This window comes from Bordetella genomosp. 5, assembly GCF_002261315.1.
In the GTDB taxonomy this organism is placed as follows: domain Bacteria; phylum Pseudomonadota; class Gammaproteobacteria; order Burkholderiales; family Burkholderiaceae_B; genus Bordetella.
Map to the genome: position 1 here is coordinate 124,628 of NZ_NEVP01000001.1, position 15,949 is coordinate 140,576.

At 66.2% G+C, this 15,949-nt stretch carries 18 protein-coding genes; 4 read left to right on the plus strand and 14 right to left on the minus strand.

The window, feature by feature from the left end; translation table 11 throughout:
• Nucleotides 1–8: 8 nt before the first annotated feature.
• Complete coding sequence (locus CAL25_RS00550) at nt 9–905, minus strand: alpha/beta fold hydrolase (protein ID WP_094798010.1); 897 nt, start codon at nt 903–905, stop codon at nt 9–11.
• A gap of 165 nt (nt 906–1,070) precedes the next feature.
• Here CAL25_RS00550 and CAL25_RS00555 point away from each other — a divergent pair, with 165 nt between their 5' ends.
• On the plus strand, nt 1,071–2,033 hold the full coding sequence (locus tag CAL25_RS00555; RefSeq protein WP_094798011.1) for a helix-turn-helix domain-containing protein: 963 nt from the start codon (nt 1,071–1,073) through the stop codon (nt 2,031–2,033).
• A 161-nt stretch (nt 2,034–2,194) separates the two neighbouring features.
• Here the strand turns inward: CAL25_RS00555 and ccsB are convergent, their stop codons facing one another.
• From ccsB to CAL25_RS00570, 3 genes are all read right to left on the minus strand, one after another.
• Nucleotides 2,195–3,535: a c-type cytochrome biogenesis protein CcsB gene (gene ccsB, locus CAL25_RS00560; protein ID WP_094798012.1), complete on the minus strand. Its 1,341-nt coding sequence runs from the start codon at nt 3,533–3,535 to the stop codon at nt 2,195–2,197.
• Nucleotides 3,536–3,543: 8 nt separating this feature from the next.
• Nucleotides 3,544–5,634 carry a cytochrome c biogenesis protein ResB gene (locus CAL25_RS00565; protein WP_094798013.1) on the minus strand — a complete coding sequence of 697 codons (2,091 nt, stop codon included), beginning with the start codon at nt 5,632–5,634 and terminating at the stop codon, nt 3,544–3,546.
• A 112-nt stretch (nt 5,635–5,746) separates the two neighbouring features.
• A complete protein-coding gene (locus tag CAL25_RS00570; protein WP_094798698.1) occupies nt 5,747–6,448 on the minus strand; it encodes a c-type cytochrome in 702 nt (233 codons plus the stop codon).
• Nucleotides 6,449–6,683: 235 nt separating this feature from the next.
• Between CAL25_RS00570 and yihA the strand changes: the two genes are divergently transcribed.
• Together yihA and hemB are read left to right on the plus strand one after the other, a co-directional pair.
• Nucleotides 6,684–7,307 (plus strand): ribosome biogenesis GTP-binding protein YihA/YsxC, encoded by a 624-nt coding sequence (yihA, locus tag CAL25_RS00575; protein WP_094798014.1) that lies wholly within the window; start codon nt 6,684–6,686, stop codon nt 7,305–7,307.
• Nucleotides 7,304–8,320 (plus strand): porphobilinogen synthase, encoded by a 1,017-nt coding sequence (gene hemB / locus CAL25_RS00580; protein WP_094798015.1) that lies wholly within the window; start codon nt 7,304–7,306, stop codon nt 8,318–8,320. The genes yihA and hemB overlap by 4 nt, the downstream gene beginning before the upstream one ends.
• A 3-nt stretch (nt 8,321–8,323) precedes the next feature.
• Here the strand turns inward: hemB and CAL25_RS00585 are convergent, their stop codons facing one another.
• The 3 genes from CAL25_RS00585 to cutA all read right to left on the minus strand — a co-directional run bounded on the left by CAL25_RS00585 (nt 8,324) and on the right by cutA (nt 11,745).
• Nucleotides 8,324–9,190: a DMT family transporter gene (locus CAL25_RS00585; protein ID WP_094798016.1), complete on the minus strand. Its 867-nt coding sequence runs from the start codon at nt 9,188–9,190 to the stop codon at nt 8,324–8,326.
• Between the two features lie 236 nt (nt 9,191–9,426).
• The gene (gene dsbD / locus CAL25_RS00590) at nt 9,427–11,382 is read right to left on the minus strand and encodes a protein-disulfide reductase DsbD (protein ID WP_094798699.1); all 1,956 of its coding nucleotides are present in this window, start codon (nt 11,380–11,382) and stop codon (nt 9,427–9,429) included.
• Between the two features lie 21 nt (nt 11,383–11,403).
• On the minus strand, nt 11,404–11,745 hold the full coding sequence (gene cutA, locus CAL25_RS00595) for a divalent-cation tolerance protein CutA (protein WP_094798017.1): 342 nt from the start codon (nt 11,743–11,745) through the stop codon (nt 11,404–11,406).
• Nucleotides 11,746–11,841: 96 nt separating this feature from the next.
• Here cutA and CAL25_RS00600 point away from each other — a divergent pair, with 96 nt between their 5' ends.
• Nucleotides 11,842–12,279 carry an HIT family protein gene (locus tag CAL25_RS00600; RefSeq protein WP_094798018.1) on the plus strand — a complete coding sequence of 146 codons (438 nt, stop codon included), beginning with the start codon at nt 11,842–11,844 and terminating at the stop codon, nt 12,277–12,279.
• Nucleotides 12,280–12,331: 52 nt separating this feature from the next.
• Here the strand turns inward: CAL25_RS00600 and rplQ are convergent, their stop codons facing one another.
• The 7 genes from rplQ to infA form a co-directional block, all read right to left on the minus strand.
• Complete coding sequence (rplQ, locus tag CAL25_RS00605; protein WP_094798019.1) at nt 12,332–12,724, minus strand: 50S ribosomal protein L17; 393 nt, start codon at nt 12,722–12,724, stop codon at nt 12,332–12,334.
• 190 nt (nt 12,725–12,914) lie between these two features.
• A complete protein-coding gene (locus tag CAL25_RS00610) occupies nt 12,915–13,901 on the minus strand; it encodes a DNA-directed RNA polymerase subunit alpha (RefSeq protein WP_094798020.1) in 987 nt (328 codons plus the stop codon).
• Nucleotides 13,902–14,115: 214 nt separating this feature from the next.
• Nucleotides 14,116–14,739: a 30S ribosomal protein S4 gene (rpsD, locus tag CAL25_RS00615; RefSeq protein WP_094798021.1), complete on the minus strand. Its 624-nt coding sequence runs from the start codon at nt 14,737–14,739 to the stop codon at nt 14,116–14,118.
• A gap of 12 nt (nt 14,740–14,751) precedes the next feature.
• Nucleotides 14,752–15,153, minus strand: coding sequence for a 30S ribosomal protein S11 (gene rpsK, locus CAL25_RS00620; protein WP_003806930.1), 402 nt, complete (start codon nt 15,151–15,153; stop codon nt 14,752–14,754).
• A gap of 14 nt (nt 15,154–15,167) precedes the next feature.
• On the minus strand, nt 15,168–15,533 hold the full coding sequence (gene rpsM, locus CAL25_RS00625) for a 30S ribosomal protein S13 (RefSeq protein ID WP_025514374.1): 366 nt from the start codon (nt 15,531–15,533) through the stop codon (nt 15,168–15,170).
• 41 nt (nt 15,534–15,574) lie between these two features.
• Entirely contained in the window at nt 15,575–15,688 is a 114-nt protein-coding gene (gene rpmJ, locus CAL25_RS00630; RefSeq protein ID WP_003806928.1) for a 50S ribosomal protein L36, read from the minus strand.
• Nucleotides 15,689–15,722: 34 nt separating this feature from the next.
• Nucleotides 15,723–15,941, minus strand: coding sequence for a translation initiation factor IF-1 (gene infA / locus CAL25_RS00635; protein WP_003806927.1), 219 nt, complete (start codon nt 15,939–15,941; stop codon nt 15,723–15,725).
• Nucleotides 15,942–15,949: the final 8 nt, after the last annotated feature.

Here is a 15,949-nt window from a genome sequence, read left to right on the forward strand (position 1 = left end):
CCTTGTTCCTAGTAGGCCCCGGCGGCTGCGTCGGCGACCGGAGTGGCAAGAAAGTGGCGGATGGCGTCGATCTGCGGCGCGACATTGAGCGCGGGCGCGTGACCGCAATCGGGAAAATCGATGCGCTGCGCGCGCGGGCCACGGCGTGTCATGGCGTCGGCCACCTCGGGCAACAGCAGGTCGGAATCGGCGCCGCGCAGCAGCAGCACGGGCATGCGCAGCGTGTCGTACTCGTCCCAACGCTCGTAGTCCGCAGGGTGATGCCGGAACTGGCCCACGATGGCCGGGTCGTAGTGCGCCGTGACACGGCCGTCGGGCAGGCGCCGCACCGAGGTCTCGGTCATGCGCCGCCACTGCGCGTCGCTCAGCCAGCCGTAGGGCTTGTACGCCGCGCGCAGCCAGGTTTCGAGCTCGGTCACGGTGTCGAAGGCCGGCGGGCTGCCCGCATAGGCCAGGATGCGTTCGATCGCGGGCTGCGGCAGCGTCGGGCCGATGTCGTTGACCACCAGATGCGTGATGCGGTCTTTCAGCGTGGTGGCCGCGGCGTACATGCCCGTCGCGCCGCCCATCGAGGTGCCCACCCAGCGCAGGCGCCCAAGGCCCAGGCCGTCGGCCAGCGCGCGCGCCAGTCGCGCATAGAAATCGAGCCGGTATTCGGCCACCGGCTCGGGGCTCCATTGCGACAGGCCGCGGCCGATCGTGTCCGGGCAGATGATGCGGTAGTCGTCGGCCAGCGCGTCCGCGAGTTCGTCGAAATCGCGGCCGGTGCGGGCCAGACCGTGCCACATGACGAGGGCGGGCGCGTCCGGCCGCCCCCACTCGGTGTAATGCAGCTCGCGGCCCTCGCAGCGCAGATAGCGCGAAGCCGGTGTGTGGCGAGCGGCCTGTGCGGGCGCGTGAGCCATGCGTCTCCTCCCGGGTTGCCCAGGTTGTGTGCTTGTCGCGCTGACTATAGACTTGCCCGAAGCGCGGCCACAATGCGCCAGACCGCCCCCGGCAGGGTGAGTCAAGAATATGTAGACGCTGGGTCATGCGCTCCCCGCCGACCCCGCGAACCAGGAGACCGGGCCATGCCCGACACGGAATTCGCCACGTCGGCGGTCGCTGGCGCGCAGCGTTACGAGCAGTGGCGCGCGGCCCTCGCGGAGGCCTTCGGCCCCTTCGAAGTGCACCAGGGTCAGGCGGACCAATTCGCCGGCCACGTGCGCTACGTGCGGCGCGCCAGCCTGCAGTTCAACGACCTGCACTACCAGGGACAGCGGCTCGAGCGCACCGCCGGCAACGTCTCGCGCCTCGACCAGGAGTTCTATACCTTCGGCCTGCCGCTGGCCGGGCCGCTCGCCGTCAAGCAGCGCGGCCGCGAATTCGAGGTCGAGCCGGGCTGTGTCTATCTGATGAACCAGAGCCTGCCGTACCAGGCCACCGCGCTCGGCGCCGATGGCTATCGCAGCCTCAGCGTGTCGTTTCCGCGCAGCGCGCTGTCGCAGCGCGATTCGCGCATCCAGCCCTTTTACAAGCTGCGTGTCGACGACGGCTCACCGCGCGGGGCGATGCTGGCCAGCTACATGGATCATCTGTTCAAGGGGCTCGACGGCTGGTCACCGGCCGAGGCGGGCGAGCTGGGCGAACGCCTGATCGATCTGATCGTGCTGTTCCTGGTTCAGCCGGGCCAGGGTCATACCTCCGAGGCCGACAGCAGCGTCACCCTCGCGCACCGTCAGCGCGCCATGGCCTACATCCGCCAGCACCTCGCCGACCCGTCCTTGTCGCCGCAGCGCGTGGCGCAGGGCTGCGGCCTGTCGGTCGCCTATCTGCACCGCATCTTTCAAGCGGGCGACCTGTCCGTCGAAAGCTTCGTCTTCGACCAGCGGCTCGAGCGCTGCCGCGACCTGCTGCTGAATCCGGCGCACCGCCATCGTGGCATCGCCGAGCTGGCGTATCAGGCGGGATTCGCCCATCCCTCGCATTTCAGCCGTTTGTTCAAGCGCCGGTTCGGGCTGTCGCCACGCGAGTGGCGCGCCGGACAGCCATGACAAAGGCCCGCTCGCGCGGGCCTTGTCGTTAGGGTGCCTCAATCCGGCGCTGCAGGGGCGGCACTGCGTGGGCGGCGCGGCTGCGGCTGCGGCTGCGGCCAGCGGCGCGCGGCCAGCGGCGCGCGGCTAGCGGCGCGCGGCCAGCGCCGGGCCGGTTGCGATCAGAGCTCGCCGTACGAATGCAGCCCCGACAGGAACATGTTCACGCCCAGGAAGGCGAAGCCCGTGATGAGCAGGCCCACCAGCGCCCAATAGGCCGCCATCGAGCCGCGCAGGCCCTTGATGAGGCGCATGTGCAGCCACGCGGCGTAGTTGAGCCAGACGATGAGCGCCCAGGTTTCCTTGGGGTCCCATTGCCAATAGGCGCCCCACGCATCGGCCGCCCACAACGCGCCCAGCACCGTGGCCACCGTGAAAAACGCGAAGCCGATCGCGATGGCGCGATACATGATGTCGTCGAGCACCTCGAGCGACGGCAGGGCCTGCGCGATGCGGCGCCGCGCGAGCAGAATGCTGCCCACGATCACCACGCCGATCCCGCCGTAGATCATCCAGGTGGCCGACAGCCCATCGGTGCGGAACACCATGGGCTCGGCGCACAGCAGCACGCCCAGCACGAACAGCGGCGCCAGTTTCTTCCAGGAGGTGGTTTCGCCGTGCTGCTTCACGAGATAGGCGAAGCCCACCATCGCCGCCAGCGAGAACGTGCCATAACCGATGAAGTTGGCCGGCACGTGCAGCTTCATCCACCAGCTCTTGAGCGCCGGCACCAGCGGCTGGATCTGCCCGGCGTCACGGGTGAACGAATACCAGAGCAGAAACACGATGGACGACGAGATCACCAGCAGCACGAAGCCGCCCAGCGCCCGCGTCGAATACTTGCGCTCGTAGTAGAGATAGAAGAGCGCCGTGATCAGCGCAAATAGGACGAACACCTCGTACAGATTACTGACCGGGATGTGGCCCAGGTCCGGTCCCATCAGGTGTCCCTCGCGCCAGCGCACGAGCAGGCCCGTGGTGCCGGCAAAGACCGCCCCCCAGCTGAGCGCCGTGCCGAGCCAGGCCGCCGTCGGGCTCAGGATGCCCGCCCAATAACAGACCGTGGCAAGCATGAAGAGCGCGCACATCCACAGAATGGCCGACTGCGACGAGAACAGATACTTGAGGAAGAACACCTGCTCGGCGCGCGCCAGATCGTTTTGATAGAGCAGCAGCGCCAGCCCCACCGACAGCGCGCACGCCACCATCAGGCGGCGCAGCGGACGCCAGAGCCAGCCCAGCCAGGCCAGCGACGGCACCGTGCCGCACAGGATGATCTTCTCGTAATAGTCCATCGCATAGCCGAAGCGCGCGAGGGCAAAGCCCGCCCCCGCGGCCAGCAGGATGAAGAACACCAGATCGGTCCAGTCGGGACGGCCGCGCTGCGCACGGTTATCGCCGGTCTGGGAAAAGGATTCGCTCCAATCGGCATCGGGCAGCGGCGGGCGTGTGGTCGTGTTCATGGCTGATCTCAAGACCGGCCCAGGCGCTGCATGGCCTGACGGAACCGGTCGAATTCCTGATTGAAGTCCAGTGTACGCTTCTGCGACGTCATGGCCGCCTGCACGTCGGTGCCCTGGCCATCGCGCGCGGGCGTGAGCCAGACCCAGATACGGCGGTCACGGATGTAGAACATCGAGAACACGCCGATGATGAGCAGCAGGCTGCCGAGATACACCGCGCTCTTGCCGGGCGTGCGGCTCACCTGGAAGCCGCTCGCCTGGATGTGCTTGAAGTCGCTGAGGGTGAACAGTACCGGGGCGGGATAAAGCGTCAAATCGGACAAGGCCCCCATCGCCACCTGTTGCCAGCGTCCCACCTGCTCGGCCTGCGGACCCGACTCGGGCAGCGGCGGCATGCCGTTGCGCTCGCGCATGATCGCGCGCACGTCGTACATCGTGCTGCCCAGCAGCCGCAGCACCACGGCCGCCGCGCGCTCGGTGTCGGCGGGATCGGTGCCCTGCTGCAGCAGATCGGCGAGCGCGCGCAGCCCGCCACGCGCATAGGTGTCCAGGCCGCGTTGCGCCGCGGCTTCGAGCGACTGGCGATCCGCCCCGGCGGGCAGATTGCGCTCCACGAAACGCCGCACGGCTTCGGCCCGCACCGTGGGATCGGCCAGCGCGGCGCGCAGGCGCAGGAACTCGGTCGGCGAGCCGTCGTCGTCGACCGGAATGCGCAGATAACCGAAGTTCTGGGAGGGGTTATCGCGCACGCCGGCCAGCAGCACCGGCACCTCGTTCAACTCGATGGGCAGCATGTAGACGCGGTAATCGCGGGCCTGGCCCGCGTCGTCCACGAGCTGGTACTCGACCGTCGGACCGACGTTGCGCAGACGTTCGTTTTTCTTGCCGGCGGCGCTGCCCGTCACGGCGGCCAGATGCTCGGAGAAGTCCTGTTTGACCGCGTCCTGCGGCCTGCCGTCGGTGATGTCCTCGACGTTGATCGGACGCAGATCGGTCACACGCAGCTTCATGCTCTGCGTGGTCTGGCCGTTGGCCTGCGCGTTGATGTCGTTGGTTTCGTCGACGGTGCCGTTGACCGTGAACGGCGCGGCCTGCGCACCCTGCAGCGGATAGCCGGTCAGCGTGACCTTGCTGCCGCCGTCGCCCATATTGCTCTGATAGACGGTCACGCCCTTGTAGCGCAACGGTTCGTTCACCTCGATCACGGACTCGAACGACTTGCCGGTATCGGGATCGGTGACTTCGACATGGCTGGCGAACCGGCTCGGCATGCCGGTGGAGTAATACTCGACGTCGAACTTGTTGAGCTTGAGCGTGAAGGGCAAGGGCTGCACCAGCACGCCGTCGCCGATCATGACGAGCGCCGTATTGCGCTCGGACCCCTCGGGCACCAGCACGTTGGCGCGGAAGCTCGGATTGCCCATCGGCAGGCGGCCGCTTTGCGGCACGTCGGCGATCAGCATGTTGTCGACGATGGGCTTCTTGTCGGCGAACAGCAGCTGCAGGCGTACCGGCAATTCACTGTCGAGCAGCCCGCCGATACAGATCACCACCATCGCGGCGTGCGCACAGATATAGCCCAGGCGATTGGCGCTGCCCTTCTTGGCCGCCAGCAGCACGCCGTCGCCATCACGGCGCTCGCGCACCGCATAGCCCTGGCCGCGCAACAGGGTGCGTATCGCGCCCTCGGTGCCCGGCAGATCGAGCGTCGCGCGGGTATCGACCCGGTGCGGAAACGCGCGCAGGCTGGAGGCGCGCACATGCTCGCGGAACGAGCGCGCATCCTTGAGCATCTTGGGCGCGTTGCGGATCAGGCAGACGGAGGTCGACACGACCAGAAAGCCCATGATCAGCAGGAACCACCAGCTGTTGTACACGTGCCAGATCGAAAACTTGTCGAACACATCGAACCAGAAAGGTCCGAACTGATCGATGTAGTTGCTCGCCGGACGGCCCTGGGGCAGGACCGTACCGACCACGCTGGCCACACAGATGAACATCAGCAGGCTGACGGCGAAGCGCATCGAACCCAGGAGCTCGAAGACATCACGCGGGAGGCTGCGCAGGCGGGAGAGGGAGTGTGTCGAGGTTTGATTCATGAAAAAAGAGGGGCTGCGTGTGCGCGCCCCTCACATAGACAGCCAGACCCCGGCGGGGTTCCGGGCGGATCCAGGCGTGGGCCGCGAGCGGCCCCGCCGGGAGCGCCCCACGCTAGCGCAGACCGGCTGCGTAATCCGCCACGGCCTTGATGTCGGTGTCGGACATGCGGTCGGCAATGGTGTGCATCGGCTCGTTGGTTTTCCGGTCGCCGCTGCGGAACAGCTTGAGCTGCTCTTCCAGATACGAAGGGAACTGACCCGCGAGTCGGGGATACTGGCCCGGAATGCCCGCGCCGGAGGGACTATGGCACGAAGCGCACGCCGGAACATTGCGTTCGGGCAAACCGCCGCGCCAGATCTTCTGGCCGAGCTCGACCAGATTCTCGTGGCCCGCGGTGGCCGGCTGCGTGAGTTGTTGCGTTGCAAGGTAAAGCGAGACGTTCTGGATATCCTGCGGCGTGAGCGGCTGGGCCAGCGCGCTCATCGGCGACGGGTTGCCCCCGGGACCGAGACGCGCGGGCAGCTTGGCGCCTTCCTTGGTGCGGAAATCGTGAAGTTGCTTGGCGAGATACTCGTGGGGCTGGCCCGCAAGATTCGGGTTGGCCGGGATGCTGCTATTGCCCCCCGGTCCGTGACAGGTGATACAGGCAATCACCCCACGGGCGGCATCGCCCTGCTGGAATAACTGGGCGCCTTTGGCCGCATCGGGCTTGGCCGGGGCCGGGGCCCCATCAGCGGCGAAACTCGTAGACATGACAGACGCACCGAGCACAAGCCCGCCTGCAGCAATCATCCGGGACAGCACACGCTTCATGTAGACCTCGACGATCGGATGTCGATTCGAGCACATTGCAGTTGCTGGTGAGCATCCACATGTCATGCCCGACGCCTGCCCGCGCGAACGGTACTCTACTGCTTTTGCCAGCCCCGGCAGCCCGGCCATTGAAGTCCGGCGAGCCCGCAGGTAGCCGCCCCCACGCGCGGGGACCACTGTTGCAAACGCCGGATTATACAATAGGGATCGCCATCAACCGTTCTGAAGCCAACCCGTGTCCCTACTCCATCGTGCCTCCTTCGTTATTTCGGCAGCCCGGCTCGACCAGTTGCCCGCACCTGGCGCGCCCGAGGTTTGCTTCGTCGGCCGCTCCAATGCAGGCAAGTCGTCGGCCATCAACGTGCTGTGCAACCAGCGCCGCCTGGCCTTCTCCAGCAAGACGCCCGGCCGCACGCGCCTGATCAACATGTTCGGCATGCCCGATCCGCTCACCCCCGGCGAACAGCTCGGGTTTCTCGTCGACCTGCCCGGCTACGGCTACGCCTCGGTCGCGCATCGCGAGAAAGAAAAATGGGCCGATATCCTGGGTGGCTATCTGCGCGATCGCCAGTCCCTGGTCGGCATCGTGCTGCTGATCGACATCCGCCGCGGCGTCACCGACCTCGACCGCCGCCTCGCCGATTTCATCGCCCCCACCGGCCGTCCGGTGTTGGCATTGCTGACCAAGGCAGACAAGCTGCCCTATGGCCAGCGCGTGCGCGCCGTATTCGACGTGCGCAAACAACTGGCCGACATCGGCGCCCTGCATATGGTGCCGTTCTCGTCGACCGAACGCATCGGCCTCGAAGAAGCCGGTGCCCATATCGAGAACTGGATTTCACCCAAGGTAGTGCCATGAACCCGCAGATCGTCTCCGCCGCTTTCCCGAACTCCCGCCCCCGCCGCCTGCGCCGCGACGACTTCACGCGCCGCCTCGTGCGCGAGAACACGCTCACCGCCGATGACCTGATCTATCCGGTGTTCGTGGCCGAAGGCAAAAACCTGCGCCAGGACGTCGCGTCGCTGCCCGGCGTGGCGCGCTACTCGCTCGACACGCTGCTGCCGGTGGCCGAGCAATGCGTGTCGCTCGGCATTCCGGTGATGGCGCTGTTCCCGGTGATCGACCCGGCCCTCAAGACGCCGGACGGCATCGAAGCCACCAATCCCGACGGCCTGATTCCGCGCGTCGTGCGCGAGCTCAAGCAGCGCTTTCCGGAGCTCGGCGTGCTCACCGACGTCGCGCTCGATCCGTACACCAGCCACGGCCAGGACGGCGTCATCGACGACGACGGCTATGTGCTCAACGAGCCCACCGTCGAGATCCTGATTCGCCAGGCCGTCACGCAGGCCCAGGCCGGCGTCGACATCGTCGCGCCCAGCGACATGATGGACGGGCGCGTCGGCGCGATCCGCCAGGCGCTCGAATCCAACGATCACATCCACACGCGCATCATGGCCTACTCGGCCAAGTACGCGAGCGCGTTCTACGGCCCGTTCCGCGACGCGGTCGGTTCGGCCTCCAATCTGGGCAAGTCCAACAAAATGGCCTACCAGATGGACCCGGCCAACATCGACGAAGCCCTGCGTGAAGTCGCGGCCGATCTGGCCGAAGGCGCCGACATGGTGATGGTCAAGCCGGGCATGCCGTACCTGGACGTGCTGCGCCGCGTGAAAGACGCGTTCCGCGTGCCCACCTTTGCCTACCAGGTGAGTGGCGAATACGCCATGATCAAGGCGGCCGCCGCCAATGGCTGGCTCGACCACGACAAGGTGATGATGGAAGCGTTGCTGGCGTTCAAGCGCGCCGGCGCCGACGGCATCCTGACGTACTTCGCGATCGAAGCCGCCACGCTGCTGCGCCAGTCGCGCTGAGGGTTATCGGGCGGCCGGCGTCTGCGCCGGCCGCAGCCCGAGCCAGGTGCCGGACAGCACACAGGCCAGCCCCGCCAGATGCAGCGGGGTGATGCGTTCACCCAGAAATACCGCCGCGGCCAGCAGGCCGAAAATGGGCAGCCAGTTCACGAACATCGCCGCGCGGCTCATGCCGAGCCGCGCGATGCCGGCGTTCCAGAGCAGATTGCACACGCCCGAGGCGATCACGGCCGAAAACACCACGACCACCCAGGGCCACCAGCCGCTCGCCCACGAGCTGGCGAGATAGGTGTCGTCGGACAGCACGGCATGCGTGGTGAGCGCGATCGCCCCCACCAGATACATGTACCAGAGGATGGTGAGCGGATCGAGCGCGCGCGACACGCGCTGGATCACCAGCCCGCCGAACACGAACACGATCACCGCGAACAGCGCGAGCAGGTCACCGGCGCCGGCCTGCGCGATCTGTCCGCCGCTGCCGGCCACCACTAGCGCCACGCCGCCCAATCCGAGGGCGGCCGCGCCGATGCGGGCGTAGGTGAGGCGTTCGCGGTAGAACACCGCCGCCAGCACCACCGACCACAGCGGGCTGGTGGCCATGATGAGCGTGGCGTTGGCCGCGGAGGTCATGCGCAGGCCGCCCACCAGCGCGATCTGGTGGGCATACACCACCAGGATCCCGGCGGCCGCCAGCCAGCCGAACTGTGCGCGCGTGAGCCGCGGGATACGCCCGTGCCGCCACAGAATGAAGCCCGTCACGGCCGTGAACGCGATCACGATCCGGACCGCCGCCACCACGTAGATGTCCATCTGACTGGTGAGATATTTCACCGCCACGAGATTCACGCCCCAGGTCGCCATCACCAGCATGAGCTGCGCGTACAGCGGGCCCGTGCGGACCGGCGTGGAATCTGAGGGGGTGTTGGACACGGCAGGAAGGCGGCAGAGGCGGGAGAGCTTCCATACTACCGTCAGCCCCCTGTCGCGTCAGCCGGCGTGCGCGTCGGGCGGCCAATCAAAGGGCGGATGTTGCGCGCGCGCACCAGGCGCCGCCCGCCCCTCGCACGACGGTTGCGTGCGCAACCGTCGGCCCGCCGCGCGATGCCTCAAAGGGCCAGCGCGCGGTCCAGGCTCGCCTCGAAGCGGCGGGCATCCTGGAAGCCGATCACGCGCGCGTCCGCGAGCTCGCGGCCACCGGGCGCGAAGAACATGATGCCGGGCGGGCCGAACAGCCGGAATCGCTTGAGCAGCGCGCGGTCGTCGGCATTATTGGCGGTCACGTCCGCCTGCAACAGCAGCATGCCCGACATCTTGGCGGCCACCGCCGGGTCCGTGAACGTGAAACGCTCCATCTCGCGGCACGACACGCACCAGTCGGCGTAGAAATCCAGCATGACCGGACGATCGCTGCGCGCCAGCACGGCGTCGAGCTCGGCCACCGTGCGCACCCGCTGAAAGTGGGTATCGTCGGCCGCGACCGTGGCGCCCGAGCCCGCCCGCGCGGCGAGATGGCCCAGCGGCTGCAGCACGTCGCGGCCGCCGCTGAGCGCGCCCACGAGCCAGGCCAGCGCGGCGAGCGCCAGCAACAGCCCCAGGCCCTTGCCGAACATGCGCGCGGTGGTGCGCGTGGCGCCCGGCGGCAGCGCCTCGAAGGCGCGCAGCATCACCGCGCCAACCATGGCCAGGAAGGCCCAGCCCAACATCTGCACCCAGGTCGGCAGCACCGGAATCAGCATCCACCAGGCCGTGCCCAGCAGCAGCATGCCGAACAGGCGCTTGACCCCGTCCATCCAGGCGCCCGCCTTGGGCAACAGCGCCCCGGCCGACGCGCCGACCACGAGCAGGGGCACGCCCATGCCCCACGCCAGCGCGAACAGCGCGGCGCCGCCCAGCAGGACATCGCCCGTCTGCGAGATATAGAGCAGCGCGCCCGCCAGCGGGGCCGCCACGCAGGGGCCCACGATGAGCGCGGAGATCGCGCCCATGAGCACGGCGCCCGTCACCCGCCCGCCCGGAATCCGGTTGGCGCGCTCGGTCAGGCGCGACTGCAGCGCGGCCGGCGCCTGCAGCGTATAGACATCGAACATCGCCAGCGCCAGCAACACCAGCAACACGGCGAACACGGACAGGATCCAGGGCGTCTGCAGCCAGGCCGCCAGACCCGCGCCGCTCAGTCCCGCAGCCACGCCCAGCGCGGTGTAGACCACCGACATGCCCAGCACGTAGGCGGCCGCCAGGCCCAGACCGCGGGCGCGCGACGGCGCGGCGCCGTCGTGGCCCGCGCCGAGCACGATGGACGACAGGATGGGAATCATCGGCAGCACGCAGGGCGTCAGCGAAAGCAGAATGCCCAGCAACAGGAATACGCCCGCCGTCTGGAGCCAGCCCAGGCCGCCGATCGCATCGGCCAGCCCGGTGTCGCCGGCGCCGAGCAGCGCCGACAGACCCGTGGCGCCGCTGGTGTTCGAACCGCCGGCCGTGGCCGGCGCGCTGGACGCGCTCGACGCGCCGCCCGCCAAGGCCAGTCCCACCCCCTTGGACAGGGCGAATCCGCCCGCCACGGGCGCGAGATCCACGACATGGTCCATCGGCGGATAGCACAGGCCCTTGTCCGCGCAGCCCTGGCTGGTGATGGTGATCCGCGCCGGTCCGCCGGCGCCGGCCGACACCGGCACGCGTATCGCGATGTCCTGGTGGTACACCTCCATGTCCTTCTCGAACGTGGGGTCGTACTTGACCTCGCCCGCGGGATAAACGGCCTCGCCGAGCGTGATGGCCTGCGGGTCGTTCGCCTTGAGCGCGAAGCGCTCGCGGTACATGTAGTAGCCGGGCGCGACGCGATAGCGCAGCTCGAGCGCATCGGGTGCGGGCATCGCGGCGCTGAACACGAACGCCTTTTCGGGCGCCAGAAAATCCGCCTCGGTAGCGGCCTGGGCACGCGGCGCGAGCGCCAGCATCGCCGTCAGCAGCATCAGCGCAAGCAGGCACCACAGGCCCCAGGCGGATCTGACGGCGCTCGGGAGATCGCGGGACAGGGCGCGGGCGTCCGCGGGGATGCGCATCGAAGACATGGACAACTCTGCTCAGTCGGCGCCCGGGGCGGCGGTCTGCTCGCGCACCCAGTCGAGATAGGAGGCGATACCGCCGATGACGGGCACCACGATGATTTCGGGAACGTCGTAGGGGTGCAGACGCGCCAGCGCCTGCACCACGGCATGATGGGCGCCGTAGGTCGTCTTGATCGAGAGGGGCACTTCTTCCGCGCCTTCGACCTGCCCCTGCCACCGGTAGATGGACAGCGCGGGCGCGCCAAGGTTCACGCAGGCGGCCAGCCCGTCTTCGACGAGCTCGTGCGCGATCCGCTTGGCCAGCAGCATGTCGGGCGCATTGCTGATGATCAGTACGACGTCGTCATCGCGCAACATGAACACTCCTGATTTAAGGCGGGTGCGGGGGAACTCGGAGTATTTTATCGGGAACGAGCGGCCATCCCGCCGCACAGGAGCCCAGGAGGACGCGCAATGCCGGATTCATGCCTGTTCTGTCGTATTGCCCGGCACGAGCTGCCGGCGCACATCGTGCACGAAGACAGCCGGACGCTGGCCTTTCTCGATATCCACCCGGTGCGTCCGGGACATGTGCTGATCATTCCCAAGCAGCATTATCCCTACTTCGAAGACATGCCGGCCGATCTGGCCGGCCACATCGTCAATCTGGGACAGCGCCTGGCGCGCCAGATGAAGCGGCTGTATGCGGTCGAGCGCGTCGGGCTGGCCTTCACCGGCATCCACGTGGCCCACGCTCATGCGCATATCGTGCCCATGCAGCATCCGCACGATCTCACGTCCACGCACTACATCGCCGAGCAGGATCTGACCTTCGTCATGCCGCCGCAGGCCGATGCCGAGGCGCTCGCGGCGACCGCCGAGTCGCTACGCGCCGCGGTCAGCGGCGACTGAAAAAGCAAAAGCGGACCACGAGGGTCCGCTTTTGCCGCGAGTCGCGCCGAATTTATTCGGCGGCGTCTGCTTCGGAAGCATCCACTTCCGGACGGTCGACCAGCTCCATGAAAGCCATGGGAGCGTTGTCGCCCTGACGGAAGCCCATCTTCAGGACACGGGTGTAGCCGCCGTTACGGGCCGCGTAGCGCGGGCCGATTTCGGCGAACAGCTTGACCACGGCGTCGCGATCGCGCAGACGGGCAAAAGCCAGGCGCTTGTTCGCGAGCGTGGGCTCCTTGCCCAGCGTGATGAGGGGTTCGATGACGCGGCGCAGTTCTTTCGCCTTGGGCAGCGTGGTCTTGATCGCTTCGTGAGTGATCAGCGAAACGGCCATGTTGCGGAACATGGCGAGACGATGGCTGCTGGTGCGATTGAGCTTACGCAGGCCGTTACCGTGACGCATGGTATTTCCTTTGAATCTAGCGACAGCGTTTCCGCCATCTGGTTATCCGGTTCTTCTATCGCCTGTTGCCAGGACGCGGTCCGGTAAAAAGAATTGCATCGATTGATGCTCGGTTCGCCCCGCCACCGGCGTGAGCCGGCGGCGGAACATCGGCAACCCGCCCGCCATCGGGCCGGTTGCCGGATATGACTTACGGGCGCTCGAGGCCCAGCGGGGGCCAGTTTTCGAGCTTCATGCCCAGCGTCAGGCCGCGTGCGGCCAGCACTTCCTTGATCTCGTTGAGCGACTTGCGACCCAGGTTCGGGGTCTTGAGCAGTTCGTTCTCGGTACGCTGGATCAGGTCGCCGATGTAGTAGATGTTTTCGGCCTTCAGGCAGTTGGCCGAACGCACCGTCAGCTCCAGGTCGTCGACCGGGCGCAGCAGCACCGGGTCGATCTGCGGCGTGCCGCGGACCGGGGCTTCGTACGAATCACCAGCGCCTTCGAGGGCGGCGAACACCGAGATCTGATCCATCAGGATGCGAGCCGATTGGCGCACCGCTTCCTCGGGCGAGATCACGCCGTTGGTTTCGATGTCCAGCACCAGCTTGTCCAGGTCGGTACGCTGTTCCACACGGGCGCTTTCGACGGCGTAGCTCACGCGGCGAACCGGCGAGAACGAGGCGTCCAGCACGATGCGGCCGATCGTGTGGGTGCGGTCTTCCGACAGCGCGCGCACGTTACCGGGCACGTAGCCACGGCCCTTCTCGACCTTGATCTGCATCTCGAGCTTGCCAGCGTCGGTCAGATTGCAGATGGGGTGATCGGGGTTGATGATCTCGACGTCGTGCGGCAGCTCGATGTCGCTCGCCAGCACCTGGCCAGCACCATTCTTGCGCAGCACGAGCGTGACTTCGTCACGGTTGTGAAGCTTGAAGACCACGCCCTTCAGGTTCAGCAGGATGTCGACGACATCTTCGCGAACGCCCGGGATGGTCGAGTATTCGTGCACCACACCGGTCATCTGCACTTCGGTCGGCGCGTAGCCGGTCATCGAGGAGAGCAGAATGCGGCGCAGGGCGTTGCCCAGCGTGTGGCCGTAACCGCGTTCGAACGGTTCCATCACGATCTTGGCGTGATTGGCACCAACCGGTTCGACTTCAATGGAGCGCGGCTTCAGAAAACCTTGAGTGGACATGTACTGATTTCCTTTTCAATACCCTCGGCTCGTTACACCGATAAGGCTGATGGAATGAAGGGGGACTGCAAAACATACGGTGCCGGAGAGCACCGGGCATTACTACCGCAAAGCCCGCCACGCCAAATTGGCGAGGGCGGGCTGTGCGGTATGACGTGCGCGGCTGACCGCGGTGATGCAAAGCGAGCCCCGTGCGAGACGGGGCCTGCTGCAATCAACGCGAGTACAGTTCGACGACCATCGATTCGTTGATGTCGCGAGCGACGTCAGCGCGATCGGGTGCCGACTTGAACGTACCGGCCATCTTGCTGGTGTCGACTTCGACCCATTGCGGGATGCCGATGCTCGAAGCCAGATCCAGCGCTTCGCGGATACGACCTTGCTTCTTGGCGGCTTCACGCACGGTGATGATGTCACCGGCCTTGACCAGCATCGAAGCGATGTCAGCCGTGTGGCCGTTCAGTTCGATGGCGCGGTGGCTCACCAGCTGGCGAGCTTCGGCGCGCGTCGAGCCGAAGCCCATGCGGTAGACGACGTTGTCCAGACGCGATTCCAGCAGCTGGATCAGCGTTTCGCCGGTGTTGCCACGGCGGCGTTCGGCTTCAGCGAAGTACTTGCGGAACTGCTTTTCCAGCACGCCGTACATGCGCTTCAGTTTTTGCTTTTCACGCAGCTGCAGACCGTAGTCGGAGGTGCGGGCACCCGAAGTGCGGCCATGCTGACCGGGCTTGGAATCCAGCTTGCACTTGGAATCCAGCGAGCGACGGGCGCTCTTCAGGAACAGGTCAGTACCCTCGCGGCGCGAGAGCTTGCACTTGGGTCCAGTATAACGAGCCATTTTGGATTCCCTTTAGATACGACGACGCTTCGGCGGACGGCAGCCGTTGTGCGGAACGGGCGTGATGTCGGCAATGCTCGAGATCTTGATGCCCAGCGCGTTGAGCGCGCGGACCGACGATTCGCGGCCAGGACCGGGGCCCTTGATGCGAACTTCGAGCGTCTTGATGCCGTATTCCATCGCCACGCGGCCAGCCGTTTCCGCTGCCACCTGAGCGGCGAACGGGGTCGACTTGCGCGAGCCCTTGAAGCCAGCACCACCCGAGGTCGCCCACGACAGAGCGTTGCCTTGACGGTCGGTGATGGTGATGATGGTGTTGTTGAACGACGCGTGAACGTGCGCGATGCCGTCCGAGACGTTCTTCTTGACCTTTTTGCGCACGCGCGAAGCGCCGCTGGTGGAAGCTTTCGCCATAATCTATTCCTCGATTATTTCTTCAGGGACGCAGCAGCACGACGCGGGCCCTTACGGGTGCGAGCGTTGGTGCGAGTGCGCTGGCCACGTACGGGCAGGCCGCGCTTGTGACGCATACCGCGATACGTACCCAGGTCGATCAAACGCTTGATCGAGAGCTGTACTTCACGACGCAGGTCGCCTTCAACGGTGAACACGCCAACGTGTTCACGGATGCGCTCCAACTCGGCGTCGGTCAGATCCTTGACCTTTTTGGTAACGGGTACACCAGCAGCTTCGCAAATCTTGCGGGCGCGCGTACGACCGATGCCAAAAATGGCGGTCAGGCCGATCTCGGCGTGCTGTTGCGGCGGAATGTTAATGCCAGCAATACGGGCCATGACTGTTCCTTGAATTAATCCGTTGCGTCACTAACCTGGGGTTAGCCTTGACGCTGCTTGTGACGCGGGTCAGTGCAGATGACGCGCACCACGCCGTGACGTTTGATAACTTTGCAGTTGCGGCAGATCCGCTTAACCGATGCCATTACTTTCATGGTTGACTCCTAATTTTCCGTAACCCGGTCCGCTTCACTTGGAGCGGAAGACAATTCGTGCTCGTGTCAGGTCGTAGGGCGTGAGCTCCACTGTGACCTTGTCGCCAGGCAGAATCCGGATGTAATGCATGCGCATCTTGCCGGAAATATGGCCCAACACCACGTGGCCGTTTTCGAGCTTGACGCGGAATGTCGCGTTGGGGAGGTTCTCAAGAACCTCGCCCTGCATCTGGATGACGTCGTCCTTGGACATTATTTTTG